At 69.8% G+C, this 18,020-nt stretch carries 18 protein-coding genes; 13 read left to right on the top strand and 5 right to left on the bottom strand.

The genetic code is table 11. The features are described 5' to 3' along the window. Nucleotides 1–200: 200 nt before the first annotated feature. Nucleotides 201–518 carry a pyrimidine/purine nucleoside phosphorylase gene (ppnP, locus tag JHD63_RS17410; protein ID WP_198972065.1) on the top strand — a complete coding sequence of 106 codons (318 nt, stop codon included), beginning with the start codon at nucleotides 201–203 and terminating at the stop codon, nucleotides 516–518. 15 nt (nucleotides 519–533) lie between these two features. Then, complete coding sequence (gene argG / locus JHD63_RS17405) at nucleotides 534–1,886, top strand: argininosuccinate synthase (protein WP_198972064.1); 1,353 nt, start codon at nucleotides 534–536, stop codon at nucleotides 1,884–1,886. Nucleotides 1,887–1,999: 113 nt separating this feature from the next. Here argG and murB read toward each other — a convergent pair whose 3' ends face one another. Then, nucleotides 2,000–3,058 carry a UDP-N-acetylmuramate dehydrogenase gene (gene murB / locus JHD63_RS17400; protein WP_198972063.1) on the bottom strand — a complete coding sequence of 353 codons (1,059 nt, stop codon included), beginning with the start codon at nucleotides 3,056–3,058 and terminating at the stop codon, nucleotides 2,000–2,002. A gap of 114 nt (nucleotides 3,059–3,172) precedes the next feature. Between murB and JHD63_RS17395 the strand changes: the two genes are divergently transcribed. Together JHD63_RS17395 and JHD63_RS17390 are read left to right on the top strand one after the other, a co-directional pair. Beyond that, a complete protein-coding gene (locus tag JHD63_RS17395) occupies nucleotides 3,173–3,658 on the top strand; it encodes a YajQ family cyclic di-GMP-binding protein (RefSeq protein WP_198972062.1) in 486 nt (161 codons plus the stop codon). An 18-nt stretch (nucleotides 3,659–3,676) separates the two neighbouring features. Beyond that, nucleotides 3,677–4,699: an HD-GYP domain-containing protein gene (locus JHD63_RS17390; RefSeq protein WP_198972061.1), complete on the top strand. Its 1,023-nt coding sequence runs from the start codon at nucleotides 3,677–3,679 to the stop codon at nucleotides 4,697–4,699. 9 nt (nucleotides 4,700–4,708) lie between these two features. On the opposite strand, the gene plsY is transcribed toward JHD63_RS17390, so the two are convergent. Further along, on the bottom strand, nucleotides 4,709–5,353 hold the full coding sequence (plsY, locus tag JHD63_RS17385; protein WP_198972060.1) for a glycerol-3-phosphate 1-O-acyltransferase PlsY: 645 nt from the start codon (nucleotides 5,351–5,353) through the stop codon (nucleotides 4,709–4,711). A 62-nt stretch (nucleotides 5,354–5,415) separates the two neighbouring features. Continuing rightward, entirely contained in the window at nucleotides 5,416–5,910 is a 495-nt protein-coding gene (locus JHD63_RS17380; RefSeq protein ID WP_198972059.1) for an aminoacyl-tRNA deacylase, read from the bottom strand. A gap of 89 nt (nucleotides 5,911–5,999) precedes the next feature. On the opposite strand from JHD63_RS17380, the gene JHD63_RS17375 reads away from it, so the two are divergent. From JHD63_RS17375 to JHD63_RS17365, 3 genes are read left to right on the top strand one after another with little or no spacing between them, the layout of a single operon-like run. Further along, nucleotides 6,000–6,566, top strand: a complete 567-nt coding sequence (locus JHD63_RS17375) for a DUF2975 domain-containing protein (RefSeq protein WP_198972058.1) — start codon at nucleotides 6,000–6,002, stop codon at nucleotides 6,564–6,566. 6 nt (nucleotides 6,567–6,572) lie between these two features. Next, complete coding sequence (locus JHD63_RS17370; RefSeq protein WP_198972057.1) at nucleotides 6,573–6,788, top strand: helix-turn-helix domain-containing protein; 216 nt, start codon at nucleotides 6,573–6,575, stop codon at nucleotides 6,786–6,788. After that, nucleotides 6,764–7,375, top strand: a complete 612-nt coding sequence (locus JHD63_RS17365) for a hypothetical protein (protein ID WP_198972066.1) — start codon at nucleotides 6,764–6,766, stop codon at nucleotides 7,373–7,375. Before JHD63_RS17370 ends, JHD63_RS17365 begins: the two co-directional genes overlap by 25 nt. Before the next feature lie 4 nt (nucleotides 7,376–7,379). On the opposite strand, the gene JHD63_RS17360 is transcribed toward JHD63_RS17365, so the two are convergent. Beyond that, the gene (locus tag JHD63_RS17360; protein ID WP_198972056.1) at nucleotides 7,380–8,477 is read right to left on the bottom strand and encodes an aldo/keto reductase; all 1,098 of its coding nucleotides are present in this window, start codon (nucleotides 8,475–8,477) and stop codon (nucleotides 7,380–7,382) included. A gap of 121 nt (nucleotides 8,478–8,598) precedes the next feature. Here JHD63_RS17360 and JHD63_RS17355 point away from each other — a divergent pair, with 121 nt between their 5' ends. The 5 genes from JHD63_RS17355 to JHD63_RS17335 all read left to right on the top strand — a co-directional run bounded on the left by JHD63_RS17355 (nucleotide 8,599) and on the right by JHD63_RS17335 (nucleotide 15,779). Further along, complete coding sequence (locus JHD63_RS17355) at nucleotides 8,599–9,513, top strand: alpha/beta fold hydrolase (protein WP_198972055.1); 915 nt, start codon at nucleotides 8,599–8,601, stop codon at nucleotides 9,511–9,513. A 135-nt stretch (nucleotides 9,514–9,648) separates the two neighbouring features. Continuing rightward, nucleotides 9,649–13,122, top strand: coding sequence for a response regulator (locus JHD63_RS17350; protein WP_198972054.1), 3,474 nt, complete (start codon nucleotides 9,649–9,651; stop codon nucleotides 13,120–13,122). Next, the gene (locus JHD63_RS17345; RefSeq protein WP_198972053.1) at nucleotides 13,122–13,955 is read left to right on the top strand and encodes a CheR family methyltransferase; all 834 of its coding nucleotides are present in this window, start codon (nucleotides 13,122–13,124) and stop codon (nucleotides 13,953–13,955) included. Before JHD63_RS17350 ends, JHD63_RS17345 begins: the two co-directional genes overlap by 1 nt. 4 nt (nucleotides 13,956–13,959) lie before the next feature. Then, on the top strand, nucleotides 13,960–14,574 hold the full coding sequence (locus JHD63_RS17340; RefSeq protein WP_198972052.1) for a chemotaxis protein CheB: 615 nt from the start codon (nucleotides 13,960–13,962) through the stop codon (nucleotides 14,572–14,574). Then, entirely contained in the window at nucleotides 14,568–15,779 is a 1,212-nt protein-coding gene (locus tag JHD63_RS17335; RefSeq protein WP_198972051.1) for a hybrid sensor histidine kinase/response regulator, read from the top strand. Before JHD63_RS17340 ends, JHD63_RS17335 begins: the two co-directional genes overlap by 7 nt. Here the strand turns inward: JHD63_RS17335 and JHD63_RS17330 are convergent. Continuing rightward, nucleotides 15,772–16,839 (bottom strand): sterol desaturase family protein, encoded by a 1,068-nt coding sequence (locus JHD63_RS17330; protein ID WP_198972050.1) that lies wholly within the window; start codon nucleotides 16,837–16,839, stop codon nucleotides 15,772–15,774. The genes JHD63_RS17335 and JHD63_RS17330 overlap by 8 nt on opposite strands. 308 nt (nucleotides 16,840–17,147) lie before the next feature. On the opposite strand from JHD63_RS17330, the gene JHD63_RS17325 reads away from it, so the two are divergent. Beyond that, nucleotides 17,148–18,020, top strand: an 873-nt coding sequence (locus JHD63_RS17325; protein WP_198972049.1) for a fibronectin type III domain-containing protein, incomplete at its 3' end; no start/stop codon positions are given.

The raw sequence follows: 18,020 nt of genomic DNA, 5'->3' as shown, positions 1-18,020 counted from the left end.
GGTGTGGGATGGGATGCAAGGCGCAAACCGCAGCCATAGCCGCAGCTATGGCGAGGATTTGCAACGCCGCAGACCGCCCACAGCAGGGATGCGCGACACGCGAGGGACTTGTTCAGCGTTGCCCTAAAATTGGCCGTTTGTCCCGGCCGGCGCCCCGGCGCGGAAGCCGCCGGCCCCCACCACCTCCATCCCCAGCCTCCATGAGCACCGAAAAGATCGACGGCGTGTCCGTCTCCACCCAAGCCAGCGTCTACTTCGACGGCAAGTGCGTGAGCCACGGCATCACCTTGCCGGACGGCACGAAGAAGTCGGTCGGCGTGATCCTGCCCGCGACCCTGACCTTCAACACCGGCGCGCCGGAGGTCATGGAGTCCGTGGCCGGCAGCTGCGAGTACAAGCTCGCCGGCAGCGACGGCTGGGTGAAGTCCTCGGCCGGCGAGACGTTCAGCATCCCGGGCAACTCCAGGTTCGAGATCCGCGTGACCGAGCCCTACCACTACATCTGCCACTTCGGCTGAGCGCGGGACACGAGCATGTCGACCATCCTCCAGCAAGTTCCCGTCGGCCAGAAGGTCGGCATCGCCTTCTCCGGCGGCCTGGACACCAGCGCCGCCCTGCACTGGATGAAGCAGAAGGGCGCCCTGCCCTACGCCTACACCGCCCACCTGGGCCAGCCCGACGAGCCGGACTACGACGAGATCCCGCGCAAGGCCATGCAGTACGGCGCCGAGAAGGCGCGTCTGGTCGACTGCCGCAGCCAACTGGCGGCCGAAGGCCTGGCCGCGCTGCAGGCCGGCGCCTTCCACATCTCGACCGCGGGCGTGACCTACTTCAACACCACGCCGCTGGGCCGCGCCGTCACCGGCACCATGCTGGTGGCGGCCATGAAGGAAGACGACGTCCACATCTGGGGCGACGGCAGCACCTTCAAGGGCAACGACATCGAGCGCTTCTACCGCTACGGCCTGTTGACCAACCCGGCGCTGAAGATCTACAAGCCCTGGCTGGACCAGGCCTTCATCGACGAGCTGGGCGGCCGCGCGGAAATGTCGGCCTTCATGACCGCCGCCGGCTTCGGCTACAAGATGTCGGCCGAGAAGGCCTACAGCACCGACTCCAACATGCTCGGCGCCACGCACGAGGCCAAGGACCTGGAGCTGCTCTCCAGCGGCATCCGCATCGTCAACCCGATCATGGGCGTGGCCTTCTGGAAGGACGAGGTGCCGGTCAAGGCCGAGACGGTCAGCGTGCGCTTCGAGGAAGGTCGCCCGGTGGCGCTCAACGGCGTCGAACATGCCGACCTGGTGGAGCTGTTCCTGGAGGCCAACCGCATCGGCGGGCGCCACGGCCTGGGCATGAGCGACCAGATCGAGAACCGCATCATCGAGGCCAAGAGCCGCGGCATCTACGAGGCGCCCGGCCTGGCGCTGCTGTTCATCGCCTACGAGCGCCTGCTGACCGGCATCCACAACGAGGACACCATCGAGCAGTACCGCGACAACGGCCGCAAGCTCGGCCGCCTGCTCTACCAGGGCCGCTGGTTCGACCCGCAGGCCATCATGCTGCGCGAAGCCGCGCAGCGCTGGGTGGCGCGCGCGGTGAGCGGCGAAGTCACGCTGGAACTGCGCCGCGGCAACGACTATTCGATCCTCGACACCGCCTCGCCCAACCTCACCTACGCGCCCGAGCGCCTGTCGATGGAGAAGGTAGAAGACGCGCCGTTCTCGCCGGCCGACCGCATCGGCCAGCTGACCATGCGCAACCTCGACATCATCGATACCCGCGACAAGCTGGCCATCTACCTGAAGACCGGTCTGCTGTCCTCCAGCGCCGACGCAGCGGTGCCGCAATTGGGCGGTGCGGGCACGCCGGGCAGGAACGGCTGATCCCCGCACCTGCGCCCGCCAGCCACCCTCGGGTGGCTTTTTTTGACCAAAAAAGGCTGTAGCCCAGGTATATTCTGGGCTTCTAGCTATTAATTTTATAGCAAAACCGCCGGTCAGACCACCACCGGCTCGGGCTCCAGCCGGATGCCGAAGCGCTCGTACACGCTGGTCTGGATCGCCCGGGCCAGGGTCATGACCTCGCCGCCGGTGGCGGCGGTGGCCGCGCCGGCGGCGCCGCGGTTGACCAGCACCAGCGCCTGCTTTTCGTACACGCCGGCATTGCCGACCGACTTGCCCTTCCAGCCGCAGGCGTCGATCAGCCAGCCCGCGGCGAGCTTTACCGAGCCGTCGGGCATGGGGTAGTGCACGATCTTGGGCTCGCGCGCGATGATGTCCGCGCACTGCTCCGGGCTGACCGTGGGGTTCTTGAAGAAGCTGCCGGCATTGCCGATCACGCGCGGGTCCGGCAGCTTGGCGCGGCGGATGTCGCAGACCCAGTCGAACACCTGCTGCGGCGTCGGCACGGCCACGCCCTCCTCCTGCCGGCGCCGCTCCAGGTCGAGGTAGCCCAGCTCGGGCTTCCAGGGCCGCGGCAGGCGAAAGCGCACGCGCAGGATCAGCGCGCGCCCGAGCAGCCCCAGGTCATTCGGGCCGGCCGCGGCATGCTTGAACACCGAGTCGCGGTAGCCGAAGGCGCACTGCGCGGCATCCAGGGTGAAGACGCGGCCGGTGCGCAGGTCGATCGCGTCGAGCGAGTCGAAGCGGTCCTGCAGTTCCACGCCATAGGCGCCGATGTTCTGCACCGGCGCGGCGCCCACGGTGCCCGGGATCAGCGCCAGGTTCTCCAGCCCCGGCAGGCCCTGGGCGATGGTCCAGGCCACCGTGTCGTGCCAGTTCTCGCCGGCCCCGGCCTCTACCAGCCAGCCGCGCTCGCCGTCTTCCAGCACGCGCCGGCCCCGGATCTCGACCTTGAGCACCAGGGGCCGCACGTCGCCGGTCAGCACGATGTTGCTGCCCCCGCCCAGCACGAACTTGGGCGCCGCCGCCAGCGCCGGATCGGCCAGCACGGCGCGCACGTCCTCCTCGCCCGCCACGCGCACCAGCTGGTGTGCGCGCGCGACGATGCCGAAGGTGTTGTAGGGCCGCAGGGCCACGTTCTTCTCGACTCGCATCCCCGGGATTTTCTCACTCTCGCGCGGCCGGCACGCGGGGACCGGGGCCGTTTCGCAACACGCGGGCTTGGCATAACATGGCATGGTTTCCACGTACTTTTCTGGAGTGTTTGTATGCCGTCTTTCGATACCGTTTGCGAAGCCGATCTGGTGGAGGTCCGCAACGCGGTCGACAACGCAGCCAAGGAGATCGGCACCCGTTTCGATTTCAAGGGCACCTCCGCGGCCATCGAGCTGAAGGACAAGGAGATCACGATGTTCGGCGATGCCGACTTCCAGCTCGCCCAGGTCGAGGACATCCTGCGCAACAAGCTGACCAAGCGCAACGTGGACGTGCGCTTCCTCGACAAGGGCAAGGTCGAGAAGATCGGCGGCGACAAGGTCAAGCAGGTGCTCAAGGTGCGCAACGGCATCGAGGCCGAGCTGGCCAAGAAGATCCAGCGCATCGTCAAGGACGGCAAGCTCAAGGTGCAGGCCGCCATCCAGGGCGACGCGGTGCGCGTCACCGGCGCCAAGCGCGACGACCTGCAGGCCACCATGGCGTTGCTGAAGAAGGACGTGACCGACGTCCCGATCAGCTTCAACAACTTCCGCGACTAGGGAGTCGCTGCGCACGCAATGGCCCCCCACCCGACAGCCATCCCGGCTGCGGCCGAGGACTCCGGCGAAGACCTGCTGAGCCTCTGGGCCGACCTGGAGTCCGGGCTGTCGGTGGTGCTCACGCGGCCCTTCCGCGTGCAGGACTTCCCGCAGAAGATCCTGCAGTACGACCGCTGGATGCAGGCGCTGGTGCTGCAGGACGTCGATACCGCCCTGTACCTGCTGCTCCAGCTGGCGACCACCTCCTCGGTCGGGTACAGCGCCTCGCATGCGCTGGTCTGCGCGGCCTTGTGCCACGTCGTGGCCGACGAGCTGAAGCTCGCGCGCGCCGAGCGCGACGCGCTCGTGCACGCGGCCATGACGATGAACATCGCCATGACCGACGTGCAGGACCGCCTCTCCGCGCAGAAAGAGAAGCCCAGCGCCCAGCAGCGCATGGTGATCGAGCACCATGCCGCCGACGGCAGCACCATGCTCTCCCGCCTGGGCGTCACCGACGACATCTGGCTCGAGGTGGTGCGCCAGCACCATGCGGCCAGCGGCCACGCCACCGCGCTGGCGGCGATGGCGCCGGCCGAGCGCCTGGCGCACGTGCTGCGCACCATAGACCGCTATGCCGCCATGATCAGCCCGCGCACCACGCGCACCGGGCGCAGCGCGCTGGACTCGGTGCGCGCCATCCTCGACGGCCGCGGCGACTTCCGCGGCGAGGTCGGCTACGCGCTGGTGCGCTCGGTGGGACTGTGCCCGCCGGGCACCTTCGTCGAACTCGACAGCGGCGAAACCGCGGTGGTGGTGCGCCGCGGCGAAACCGCCAACCAGCCGGTGATCGCCGTCGTGCTCGACGCCCACCGCAAACCCCTGCGCCGCCCGCGCCTGCAGCGTGTTGCCGGGGACACGCCGCGCATCCGCGCCGCGCTGGCCCACACCCAGGTGAGCGCGCCGCTCAACTACCGCATGCTGCTGCAGATCGGCGTGCAGGCAGCCCGGCACATCGCCGCGCTGGACGGCGCGAAGGTCCGCCCGGCCCCGCCCCCATAGCGGGGCTTCTCAGGACTGCCGCGAACTGCCGCCGCGCGCGCCCAGGCGCGACTCGGTGCCCGCCAGCAGGCGGCGGACGTTCTCGCGATGGCGCCAGGCCAGCAGCAGCGCCATGGCCACGATGGCCGCGGTGATCCGCGCATCGGCCTTCCAGGCCACGCCATCGCCGAACCAGTAGAAGAACGGCGCGAACACCGCGGCCACCAGCGAGGCAAGCGACGAGTAGCGGAAGAACACCGCCATGATCAGCCAGCTCAGCGCGGCGGCCAGGCCCAGCAGCGCATCGATGCCCAGCAGCACGCCGAACGCGGTCGCCACGCCCTTGCCGCCCTGGAAGCGGAAGAACACCGGGTACAGATGCCCCAGGAAGGCCGCCAGGCCGACCAGCGCCACCGTGCCGCCCTCCAGGCCCCAGGCCGGCCCCCACCAGCGCACCAGCATCACCGGCAGCCAGCCCTTGGCCGCATCCAGCAGCAGTGTGGCGACGGCCGCGGCCTTGCTGCCCGAGCGCAGCACGTTGGTGGCGCCCGGGTTGCCGCTGCCGTAGCTGCGCGGGTCCTGCAGGCCCATGGCCCGGCTGACGATGACGGCGAATGACAGCGAGCCGAGCAGATAGGCCGCGACCGTGGCCAGGGTGGGGAGAAGATGATCCAAGGCGTTTGTCTCGCAGGCGGTGCCGGCGTGCGGTGCAGCGGCAGGGAGGGGATGGGAGGCGGCTATTCTGCCAGCGCGCAGTGCACCGGCCGCGCCTGCAGCAGTTGCACGCAGACCTGCGGATCCGGCCCCAGCAGATAGCCGCGCCGCCCGCCGTTGATGCAGATGCGCGGCAGCGCCAGGATGCTCTCCTCGATGTAGACCGGCATGGCGCGCCGCGTGCCGAAGGGCGAGGTGCCGCCGACCAGGTAGCCGCTGTGGCGGTTGGCCACCTCGGGCTTGCAGGGCTCCACGCTCTTGGCGCCGATCTGCCGCGCGAGGTTCTTGGTCGACACCGTGCGGTTGCCGTGCATCAGCACGATCAGCGGCCTGGCGTGCTGATCCTGCATCACCAGCGTCTTGATGACGGTGAACGGGTCCAGCCCCAGCATCTCGGCGCCGCGCTGCGCGCCGCCGTGCTCGACGTATTCATAAGGGTGCTCGGTGAAGGCGATCTTGTGCGCGCGCAGCAGCTGCGTGGCGGGCGTCTCGGAGGTGTGGGTGTTCTTCTTGGCCATTCCGGTGGCGGTCTGATTCCGGTTTTTTCTTGAGTTTTTATCGTTTTACAGTAAACTTTTGCTGTCACACATTGAATATTGCTTCAATCATGCAGCATACCCCAGCGTCGGCCGTCACGCCCTCGTTCTATCTGAAGCGCCACGCACAGGTCGTGCAGGCCCTTGTCCTGGCCGGGGCCGCGCTGCTCCTGGCCCAGCCCGTGCTGCTGCTGACGGCCAGCGACTGGCTCGATCTCTTCGGCATCGGCAGCTTCCTGGGCCTGCCCAACCTGCCGGCCGACGAAGCGGGCCGCTGGCGCACCGCGGTGGTCAGCCTGCTGCCGGTGGGAGGCGGGCTCTACGCGCTGCGGCATCTCTGGCATCTCTGGCGGCTCTTCGGCGAATACGGCCGCGGCGAGGTGTTCGGCGGCGCCGCGCAGGACGCGCTGGTGCGCTTCGCGTGGGCCGTGCTACTGCTGGCGCTGCTCCTGCCGCTCACGCGCGCCCTGATGAGCGTCGCGCTCAGCATGGGCAACCCGCCCGGCCAGCGCTATGTGGCGATCAGCCTCGCCTGGTTCGACTGCCTGCACATCCTCTTCGGCGCCGTGCTCGTCGCCATCGCCCGCGTCATGGCCGAGGCGCGCCGCCTGGCCGACGACAACGCGGGCTTCGTCTGATCCGGCATGCCCATCGTCGTCAACCTCGATGTGATGCTGGCCCGCCGCAAGATGCGCTCGCGCGAACTGGCGGAGCATGTCGGCATCACCGAACAGAATCTCTCGCTGCTCAAGAGCGGCAAGGTGCGCGGCGTGCGTTTCGACACGCTGGAGCGCATCTGCGAGGCGCTGCAGTGCCAGCCCGGCGACCTGCTCGAATGGCAGCCGCCAGCGAAGAACTGATGCGCCGCCCCGCAATGCCGGCACTCGTGCTGGTCGTGGCAGCGATGCACGCTGTCGCGCTCTGGCTGCTGGTGGTTGCGGCCAAGCCACAAGGAAGCAGCGCCTCGCGGCCGGTGAAGCGCATCGTGATGAAGCTGGTGCAGGTCGCGCCCAAGGCGAAGACCGAGCCGCCGGCGCCGCACAAGGAAACCGTCGCACACGCCCCGGCGGCGGCGCAGCCGCGCGCCAGCACCATCCGCGCGCCCAGGGCTGTGCGCAGCAACGCGATCGCCGCGCCCGAGGAACCGGTGGCAGCTGCCGAACCGCCGCAGCCCACGCCCCCCGCGCCACCTCCGCCCCTGATCCTCCATTCGGAAAGCACCCGCCGCGCCCTGCGCGACATCGGCCGCGAACGCTCCTTCGCCGACCGAGCCGGTCAGGACATCAACGGCAATTCGCGCTCCGCCTTCGATTCGCGCCTGAGCTCAGGCGTAGCCAGCGCCGCCCACGGCGACTGCAGGAAAGGCGAATTCAAGGGCGGCGGCATGGGCCTGCTGAGCCTGCCCGCGCTCGCTCTGGCCGCCGCGAACGGCGAATGCGCGCGCTGATGAATCAGGCGGCCGGATCGCGGATTTCCCAGCGGATCCTGTCGATCTCCGCCAGCACTTCCGGCGACAGCGTGGTGCCGTACACGTCCAGGTCTTCTTCCAACTGCGCCACCGAGGTCACGCCGATGATCGTGCTCGCCACCTGCCACTTGGTGTAGCAGAAGGCCAGCGCCAGCTGCGTCGGCGTCAGGCCGTTGTCGCGGGCGAGCTGGTTGTAGCGCTTGGCCGCGCGCAGCGAATCGGGGCGGCCCCAGCGCTGCTTGCGCACCGATTCGTAGCTCGAGATGCGCGCGCCCTTCGGCGCATCCGGCCCCTCGATGCCGCTCTGGTCGTACTTGCCGGTCAGCAGGCCGAAGGCCAGCGGCGAGTACGCCAGCAGCGACACGCCCAGCCGGTGCATCGTCTCGTCCAGCCCGTTCTCATGGCCGCGGCTGATGAGGCTGTACACGTTCTGCACCGTCGCCACGCGCGGCAGGCCGTGCTGCTCGGCCAGGCGCACGAACTCGTGCACGCCGTACGGCGTTTCGTTCGACAAGCCAATGGCACGCACCTTGCCCGCCTTCACCAGCTTGCCCAGCGCTTCGAGCTGCTCGAGGATCGGCGTCTGCGAGCGTTCCTTGGCGGGGTCGTAGTAGATGTTGCCGAACACCGGCACATGGCGCTCGGGCCAGTGGATCTGGTAGAGGTCGATGACGTCGGTGCGCAGCCGCTTCAGGCTGGCGTTGCACGAGGCCTCGATGTCGGCCGCCGTCATGCCGCCGCTCTCGCGCACCCAGGGCATGCCGCGCGAGGGGCCGGCCACCTTGGTCGCCAGCACCAGCTTCTGCCGCACGCCGGGGCGGCGGGAGAACCAGTGGCCCAGTATGGTCTCGGTGGCGCCGTAGGTCTCCTTGCGCGCGGGCACGGCGTACATCTCGGCCGTGTCCAGGAAGTCGATGCCGCGCTCCACGGCGCGGTCGAGGATGGCATGGGCCTGGTCCTGCGACACCTGCTCGCCGAAGGTCATGGTGCCCAGGCAGATCGGGGCGACCTGCAGTTCGCTCTGGCCCAGGCGGACCGGCGCAAACGGGGAAGAAGAAGAAGAAGGAGTGGGAATGCTCATGCGCAAATTACAGCAGTTTTGGCGGCGACCTATCGGCCGCCGGAATTTCGATCGATTAGTGCAGGCGAGTTTGTCCCCGCCTTGACTGCCGCGCGACCGGGCGCCGCTGAATAATGCCGACATGTACCAAGCCCGCCGCCCTGCCGAGAACCGCTTCGTCCCGCTGCGCCACCTGCGCTACCACGTGCGCACCTGGGGTACGCCCCGGCCCGGCGTGCCGCCGCTGGTGATGGTGCATGGCTGGATGGACGTGGGCGCCTCCTGGCAGTTCGTGATCGATGCCATGGCGCAGGATCGTTTCGTCATCGCGCCGGACTGGCGCGGCTTCGGCCTCACCGAGGCGCCGCCGACCGACCAGTTCTGGTTCGCCGACTACCTGGCCGATCTCGACTTCCTGCTGGACGCGCTGGTGCCCGGGGAACCCGTGGACCTGGCCGGCCACAGCATGGGCGGCAACGTGGCCATGCTCTACGCCGGTGTCCGGCCGCAGCGCATCCGCCGGCTGGTCAACCTGGAAGGCTTCGGCATGCCGGCGATGCCGGCCGACAAGGCGCCGCAGCGCCACGCGCAGTGGATCGACGAACTCAAGGCGTTTGCGCGCGGCGAGAAAGCCCTTACGCCCTACGCCGACGCCGAAGGCGTCGCCCAGCGCCTGATGCGCACCAACCCGCGCCTGCCGGCGGACAAGGCCGCCTGGCTGGCGCGCCACTGGGCGCGGCCGGTGACGGCCGCAGATGGCAGCACCCAGTGGCAGATCCTGGGTCACGCCGGGCACAAGGTGGTCGGCGCGCAGGTCTACCGGGTGGAAGAAGCGCTGGCGCATTTCGCCGCCATCACCGCGCCGGTGCTGGTGGTGGAGGCCTCCGACAACGAGATGCCGCGCTGGTGGGGCGAGCGCTACACCCTGGCGGAATTCCACGAGCGGCTGCGCGCCGTGCCCGAGTGCCGCCGCGCCCTGGTGCGCGACGCCGGCCACATGCTGCACCACGACCAGCCCGCCCAGGTGGCCCGGCTGATCGAGGATTTCCTGGCGTAGGGACGGCCGCCGCGCCGGCGGCTTTCGGCGCGCGAAGCCGCGGCGGACGGGATTTCCGCCTACGTGGGGTCGGGCGTTTCTCCGGCACACTTGCGCCGCCTCGCAAGGCATTCCCGTCCAGCAAGCACCCGTCCCATGAACAGCAACGCCACGGTCGACACCGAGAGTTTCCGCCGCATCCTGTCCCGCAACCTGTGGCTGCCGCTGGGCATCGGGCTGGCTGGCGCCGGGCTCTTCGTGGGACTGATCCTGTACCTGATGTACGTCATGTCCTGGGTGGAGCACACCGACCGCGTGATCGCGCGGGCGCACGAGCTGGCGACCCTCAGCAGCGACAGGGAGACCAGCCTGCGCGGCTACCTCCTCGCGGGCGACGAGCGCTACCTGGAGCCCTACGAGGCCGCGAGGACGCGCATTCCCCAGCGGATGAAGGAGCTGCAGGAGCTGGTGTCCGACAACCCGGTGCAGGTCGATCGGCTGACACGGATCAGCGGCCTGCTGCAAGAGTGGGAGCGCTACGCCCAGCGCCTGATCGAGGCGCGCCGCGCGACGGGGGAAGGCTACCGGCAGATCGCCGGTTCGGGCCAGGGCAAGCGCCTGACCGACGCGGCGCGCGGAGAGTTCACCGATTTCCTGGCGATGGAGCAGCACCTGCTGCAGGAGCGCAACACGAGCGTGCGCGCCACGGCTGTCTTGGTGGTGGTGCTGTACCTGCTGTTCAGCGTGGGCTTCAGCGGCGGCTTCGCCTACTTCGGGCGGCGCCAGTTGCTCAAGCTCTCCTCCATCTACCAGCGGCTGCTGGGCGAGCAGGCGCAGGCCACCGAAACCCTGCAGCAGCAGGCCTGGCTGCGCGAAGGCCAGACCCGGCTCGCCAGCCAGGTCATCGGCCAGCAGAGCCTGCTGCTGCTCGGACGCAACGTGCTGGAATTCATGGCGCGCTACCTGGACAGCGCGATCGGCGCGGTCTACGTGCGCGACGCGGGCGCCGGGCTGCAGCGCATCGCGAGCTACGGGTTCAGCCAGGCGCAGGAAGGCGTGCATGCCACGCTGCAGGCCGGCCAGACGCTGGTCGGCCAGGCGGCGCAGGAGCGGCGGGTGATACGGCTCGACGGCCTGCCGAGTCACTACCTGCGCATCAGCTCGGGCGTCGGCGAGGGCCTGCCGCAGAGTGCCGTCATCGTGCCGATAGAGAGCGACGGCAAGGTCAACGGGGTGCTGGAGCTGGGCTTCCTGCGCCCGCTGCAGGCGCGTGACGTGGAATTCCTGCAGCTGGTCTCGCCCAACATCGGGGCCCAGCTGGAGGCCGAGCGCTACCGCCAGCGGCAGCAGGAGCTCCTGGCCGAGACGCAGCAGCTCAACGAGGAACTGCAGGTGCAGCAGGAGGAACTGCGCATCACCAACGAGGAACTGGAGGAGCAGTCGCGGGTGCTCAAGGAGTCGCAGGCCAGCCTGGAGGTGCAGCAGGTGGAGCTGGAGCAGTCCAACCGGCGGTTGGCCGAGCAGGCGGCGGTGCTGGACCAGCGCAATACCGCCCTCGACCTGGCCCGCACACAGCTGGAGGAACGCGCCGAGGAGCTGCAGCGCGCCAGCCGCTACAAGTCCGAATTCCTGGCCAACATGTCGCACGAGCTGCGCACGCCGCTCAACAGCTCGCTGATCCTGGCCAAGCTGCTGGCCGACAACCCGGCCGGCAACCTCGACGCCGAGCAGGTGCGCTTCGCGCAGTCGATCCATGCCGCCGGCAATGAGCTGCTGAACCTGATCAACGACATCCTCGACATCTCCAAGGTCGAGGCCGGCAAGCTCGACGTGCGGCCGCAGGACGTGGTGATCGCGCGCCTGGCCGACACCCTGCGAAGGGTGTTCGAGCCGCTGGCCCAGCAGAAGCAGCTCGCGCTGCAGGTGCAGGTCGCCCCCGATGCGCCGGAGCTGCTGCACACCGACCGGCAGCGGCTGGAGCAGGTGCTGCGCAACCTGCTGTCCAACGCCATCAAGTTCACCAGCGAGGGGGGCGTCAGCCTGTCGGTCACCCGGCAGCCGGACGGCCGGATCGCCTTCGCGGTGCAGGACTCGGGCATCGGCATCGCGCCGGAGCAGCAGGCCCACATCTTCGAGGCCTTCCACCAGGCCGACGGCACCATCAGCCGCCGCTATGGCGGCACCGGGCTGGGCCTGAGCATCTCGCGCGACCTGGCGCATCTGCTGGGCGGTTCGCTCTCCGTCGCCAGCAGCCCCGGCCAGGGCAGCACCTTCACGCTGGTGATGCCGCTGCACTACGAGGCTGCGCAGTCCGTGCCGCCGCCCCCCGCACCGCCGCGCATGCCGCCGCCGGCCCCCACACCGGCCCCCGTGACGGCGCCGCGCGCCGTGGTGCCGGCCCCGAGCTTCCCGGACGACCGCGATGCCCGCGAGCCGCGCGGGCGCCTGGTGCTGGTGGTGGAGGACGAGCCCCGGTTCGCCCGCATCCTCTACAACCTGGCGCACGAACTGGGCTACCGCTGCCTGGTGGCGCACGGGGCGGACGACGGCCTGCAACTGGCACAGCAGCATGTGCCCGATGCCATCCTGCTGGACATGGGGCTGCCCGACCGCCCCGGCCTGGCGCTGCTGCAGCGGCTCAAGGAAAGCCCGCAGACGCGCCACATCCCGGTGCACGTCATTTCGGCCGAGGAGCGCACCGAGCCTGCCCTGCACCTGGGCGCCATCGGCTACGTGGTCAAGCCGGCCACGCGCGAGCAGTTGCAGGAGGTGTTCGCCCGCATCGAGGAGAAGCTGTCCCAGAAGGTCAAGCACGTGCTGGTGGTGGAGGACGACGCGCTGCAGCGCGAGAGCATCATCCACCTGATCGGCGATACCGACGTGCAGATCACCGCGGTGGAATTCGGCGAGCGGGCCCTGGAGCTGCTGCGCGGCACGGCCTACGACTGCATGATCATCGACCTGAAGCTGCCCGACATGAGCGGCAACGAGCTGCTCAAGCGCATGTCCACCGAGGACATCCGCGCCTTCCCGCCGGTGATCGTCTACACCGGCCGCAACCTCACGCGCCAGGAGGAAGCCGAGCTGCTGCGCTATTCGCACTCGATCATCATCAAGGGCGCGCGCTCGCCCGAGCGGCTGCTCGACGAGGTCACGCTGTTCCTGCACAAGATGGAGTCCGAACTCTCCACCGAGCGCCAGCGCATGCTGCGCAGCGCGCGCAGCCGCGACAAGGTATTCGAGGGGCGCAAGATCCTGGTGGTGGACGACGACGTGCGCAACATCTTCGCGCTGACCAGCGCCCTGGAGCACAAGGGCGCGGTGGTGGAGGTCGGCCGCAACGGGCTGGAGGCGCTCGAGCGGCTGGCCGAGGTGCCGGACATCGACCTGGTGCTGATGGACATCATGATGCCGGAGATGGACGGCCTGGCAGCCACGCGCCAGATCCGCAAGCAGCCGCAATGGCAGCGGCTGCCGATCATCGCCATCACCGCCAAGGCCATGAAGGACGACCAGGAGCAGTGCCTGCAGGCCGGCGCCAACGATTACCTGGCCAAGCCGATCGACCTGGACCGGCTGTTCTCGCTGATGCGGGTGTGGATGCCCCAGATGGAGCGCACGGCGGCCTGATGGACTCCGCGAGCGCGCATGGCGACGACCTGGAGATCGAACTGCGCCTCCTGGTAGAGGCGATCTACCTCAAGTACAGCCACGACTTCCGCGACTACGCGCTGGCCTCGCTGCGCCGGCGCGTGCTGCATGCCGTGGCGCAGCTGAACTTCGCCACCGTCTCCGCGCTGCAGGAGCGCGTGCTGCATGACCCGCACACCTTCAGCCGGCTGCTGCAGATCCTCACCATCCCGGTGAGCGAGATGTTCCGCGACCCCGGCTACTTCCTGGCGCTGCGGCAGCACGTGGTGCCGGTGCTGCGCACCTACCCGTCGATCAAGGTCTGGGTGGCGGGCTGCAGCACCGGCGAGGAGGTCTATTCGCTGGCCATCCTGCTGCGCGAGGAGGGGCTGCTGGAGCGCTCGATCGTCTACGCCACCGACATCAATCCGCTCTCGCTCGAACGGGCGCGCACCGGCATCTACCCGCTGGCGCAGGTGGCGGGCTACGCCGCCAGCTACCAGGCGGCCGGCGGCCGGCGCGCGCTGCCGGACTACTACACCGCCGCCTATGGCGGGGCGCGCTTCGACCGCTCGCTGCGCGAGAACGTCATCTTCGCCGACCACAGCCTGGCCACCGACAGCGTGTTCTCCGAGACGCACCTGATCTCCTGCCGCAACGTGCTGATCTACTTCAACAAGAAGCTGCAGGACCGCGCCTTCGGCCTGTTCCACGATTCGCTGTGCCGGCGCGGCTTCCTCGGCCTGGGCAGCAAGGAGACGGTCGACTTCTCCTCGCGCGCGAAGGATTTCGAAGCCCTGGTGCGCTCCGAGCGCATCTTCCGCAAGCGCTGATGCCATGACGGCGCCCTCCTCCCCATCCTCCCGGCCGCCTCCGCACGGCATCGCGCTGGCCGCCATCGGTGCGTCGGCGGGCGGCGTGGAGGCGCTGCTGCAGATCCTGGGCGAGCTTCCGCCGCGCTTCCGGCTGCCGATCGTGGCGGTGCTGCACCTGCCGGACGAGCGCAACAGCCGCCTGGTTGAGGTGTTCGGCCAGCGGGTGGCGCTGGCCGTGCACGAGGCCGCGCCAGGCGAGCCGATCCTGCCGGGCCACCTCTACTTCGCCCCGCCGGGCTACCACCTACTGGTGGAGGCGGACCGCAGCTTCTCGCTGAGCTGCGAGGCGCCGGTGCTGTTCTCGCGGCCCTCCATCGACGTGCTGCTGGACTCCGCCGCCCATGCCTACCGCGAGCGGCTCGCGGCCATGCTGCTCACCGGCGCCAGTGCCGACGGCGCCGCCGGCCTGGCGCAGGCCGGCGCGCTCGGCGGCTTCACGGCCGTGCAGGACCCGGCCAGCGCCAGGGTCGCCACCATGCCTGCCGCCGCGCTGGCCCTGCGCCAGCCCGACCGGGTGCTGGACCTGCCCGGCCTGCGCCGACTGCTCATCGAGCTGGACGAGACATCCCCATGCTGAAAGACGCCCCCGCCCGCATCCTCATCGTCGACGACCTGCCCGAGAACCTGCTCGCGCTCGATGCCCTGATCCGCCAGGAGGACCGCATCATCCAGCAGGCGAACTCGGCCGACGAGGCGCTGTCGCTGCTGCTGCAGCACGAGTTCGCGCTGGCCATCCTCGACGTGCAGATGCCCGGCATGAACGGCTTCGAGCTGGCCGAGCTGATGCGCGGCACCGAGCGCACGCGCCACATCCCGATCGTCTTCGTCAGCGCCGCGGGCCAGGAGCTGAACTACGCCTTCCACGGCTACGAGAGCGGCGCGGTCGATTTCTTGCACAAGCCGCTGGACCCGCATACCGTGCGCAGCAAGGTCTGCGTCTTCGTCGACCTGTACCGCCAGCGCTGCGCCATCCGGGAGCAGCTGGAAGCGCTGGAGGCCGCGCGCCGCCAGCAGGAACTGCTCGTGCAGGAGCTGCAGGCCACGCAGGCCGACCTGCAGCGCGCGGTCCGCATGCGCGACGACTTCATGTCCATGGTCTCGCACGAGATGCGCACGCCGCTCAACACCCTGTTCCTGGAGACGCAGGTGCGCAAGATGCACCTGGCGCGCGGCAACCAGGCGGCCTTCGCGCCCGAGCGGCTGCCCCAGATGCTGGAGCGCGACGAGCGCCACATCCAGTCGATGATCCGGCTGATCGACGACATGCTCGACGTCACCCGCCTGCAGCGCGGCACCCTCTCCATCCTGCCCCGGCGCTTCGACCTGGTGCACATGGCGGGCCGGCTGGTGCAGAGCCTGGGCTACCAGGCCGCGGCCGCGGAATGCGAACTCAGCCTCGAGGCGCCCGAGGCGCTGGAGGTGGAGCTCGACGAGTTCCGCATCGAGCAGGTGCTCACCAACCTGCTCACCAACGCGCTGCGCTACGGCCCCGGCAAGCCGGTGCTGGTGCGGGTGGCCGAAGACGCGGGCGGCGTGCGCATCGACGTGCGCGACCACGGCCGCGGCATTGCGCTGGAAGACCAGGAGCGCATCTTCAATCAGTTCGAGCGCGCGGTGGACAGCCGCAGCATCGCGGGGCTGGGGCTCGGGCTCTACATCAGCCGCCAGATCGTGCAGTCGCACGGCGGCAGCATCGGCGTGTCGAGCGCGCCGGGGGCGGGCTCGACCTTCAGCGTCCGGCTGCCGCGCGAGGCGCTGCAGGCCGAGGCCGGCATTAGTTAGCCCGCGCGGATTCGCCGCGGCCCGCCGCCGGTGTCGAGGCGCCCGCCGCATCGTCGTGCAGGGGCGCATAGCCCGGCCCGAAGGACACGTCGCCCAGCCGCCAGCCCGCCGGGCGGCGGAACGCCCCCCAGAAGCGCTTGAGCGTGTGCCACTGCATGGCCACCAGGCCGCGTCCGTTGTCGGCATCGACCACCGGATCGCTCACGCCCGTGGGGCGCAGCGGCGCGCCGTAGAGCGCGGTGCCGAACAGGCAGTCCCATACCGACAGCACCTGGCCGAAGTTGCAGTTGTGCAGCGTCGGGCGCTGCGGGTCGCGCAGCATGTGATGCAGGCGGTGGAAGCGCGGGCCGACCAGCAGGCGCTCGCCGATCCAGCCCAGGCGCCCCAGCCGCAGGCGCACGTTGGCGTGCGAGAAGTTCTGCACCAGCTCGCTCACCAGCCCCAGCAGCGCGAACTCGGAAGGCTCCACGCCCAGCACCAGGCCCACGCCGGCCAGCAGGAAGGACTGCAGCACGCCGTCGAGGTAGCTGCCCCGGTCGTTGCTCCAGCAGCTCATCTGGCGCTGGCTGTGGTGCATGCTGTGCAGCGCCCACCACCAGGGGATGGCGTGCTGCGCCCGGTGCATCCAGTAATAGAAGCAGTCGTAGACCACGTAGTAGACGAGGAACATCGCCACAGGATGCTGCTCGAACCACGGGAACCAGTGCCGAAGCCCGCTCGGCTCGGCGCTGGCCGGGCCGCCGCCCAGCAGGTGCGCGAAGGGCATCAGCACCAGGAAGCTGAACAGCGGGAACAGGCCCAGCAGCATCAGCAGCGTGTAGTGGCGGTCCACCGTGGTCAGACGCCGGTCTTCCCAGCGCTCGGCCGGCAGCAGGCTCTCCAGCGGGCGGAAGATGCCGGCAATGATGAAGAGCTGCAGCGCGGCGATCAGCAGCGCCTCGGCGATCTCGCGCGGGTCGCCGGCTGCCTCGCCGATGTGCAGCAGCGCCAGGGCGGGCACGACCAGATGGCCGCTGGTCCAGGAAATGGCATCGGACCAGAGCAGGGGCAAGGACAGCATGGTGGTGGGAAGGCAGGGCAGGCTCGCCATTCTGGCACTGCCCGTTGGAATTCAAAATCAATAGCACAAAGCCCAGTTGCAACCTGGGCTAGAGACCTATTCCCGTGGTGCTCCTGGATCTGGGCAGCGGCACGTTGACCACCACCGCGTCCGACATGAACCCCTATGGCATCGCACTCGACAGCCAGGGCCGGTCCCGTCTCCCCTCGACGTGGCCTTCGATGCCAGCGACGGCTTGCTCTTCACGAAAGATCCCACCGTCGATCCCAGCGTCCAGCGCCGCGAGGCCGATGGCAGCCTGACCCCTTTTGCCGGCCAAGCTACGGCGGACGACAGCGGCGACGGCGGCGCAACTGCGGTCGCCCTACCACGTGGCCGCCAGCCCCGACGCGCGCCGGCTCTTCGTGTCCACCACCGGCGACCACCGCGTGCGCATGCTCACCCTCAACCCGCCCGCCGCGCCCACGGGCGTGACCGCCACGCCCGGCAACGGCGAGGCCACGGTGCACTGGAGCCACGCGGGCACCCCCGCCGCCACCGGCTTTACGGCGGCGGTAGATGGCGACCCCAGCCTGCGCTGCGACGCGCCAGCGGGCCAGACGCAGTGCACCATCGCCGGCCTGACCAACGGCACCGTCTACCGCTTCAAGGTGCTGGCGCGCAACACGGCCAACGGCGGCGACGACGTGAGCGCGGCATCGGCGCCCAGCGCCCCCTTCACACCCAGCATGGTGCTGCCGCCCAACGCGCCCGCCAGCCTGGGCGCCAGCGCGGGCGACGGCGCGGTGCTGCTGAGCTGGAACCCCGCCACCGCCAACGGCACGCCCGTCACCGGCTACACCATTACCGGCGCGCCCGTGGGCGCCAGCGTGTGCCCGCAGCGCGCGGCGCTGGCCACCAGTTGCCTCATCACCGGGCTGGCCAATGGCACGCCCTACACCTTCGCGGTGCGGGCCACCAGCAGCGCGGGCAGCGGCGCGGCGGCCAGCGCAACGGCCACGCCCGCCGCGCTGGCGCCGTATGCCGTGCCACCTGTCTCTTATACACATCTAAAAGAGGGGGGGGGGGGGGGGGGGGGGGGGGGGGGGGGGGGGGGGGGGGGGGGGGGGGGGGGGGGGGGGGGGGGGGGGGGGGGGGGGGGGGGGGGGGGGGGGGGGGGGGGGGGGGGGGGGGGGGGGGGG

This window comes from Xylophilus sp. ASV27 (assembly GCF_016428875.1).
Lineage (GTDB): Bacteria > Pseudomonadota > Gammaproteobacteria > Burkholderiales > Burkholderiaceae_C > Xylophilus.
Note: the sequence above shows the minus strand (reverse complement) of the source record. Positions and strands in the feature narration are given on the sequence as shown.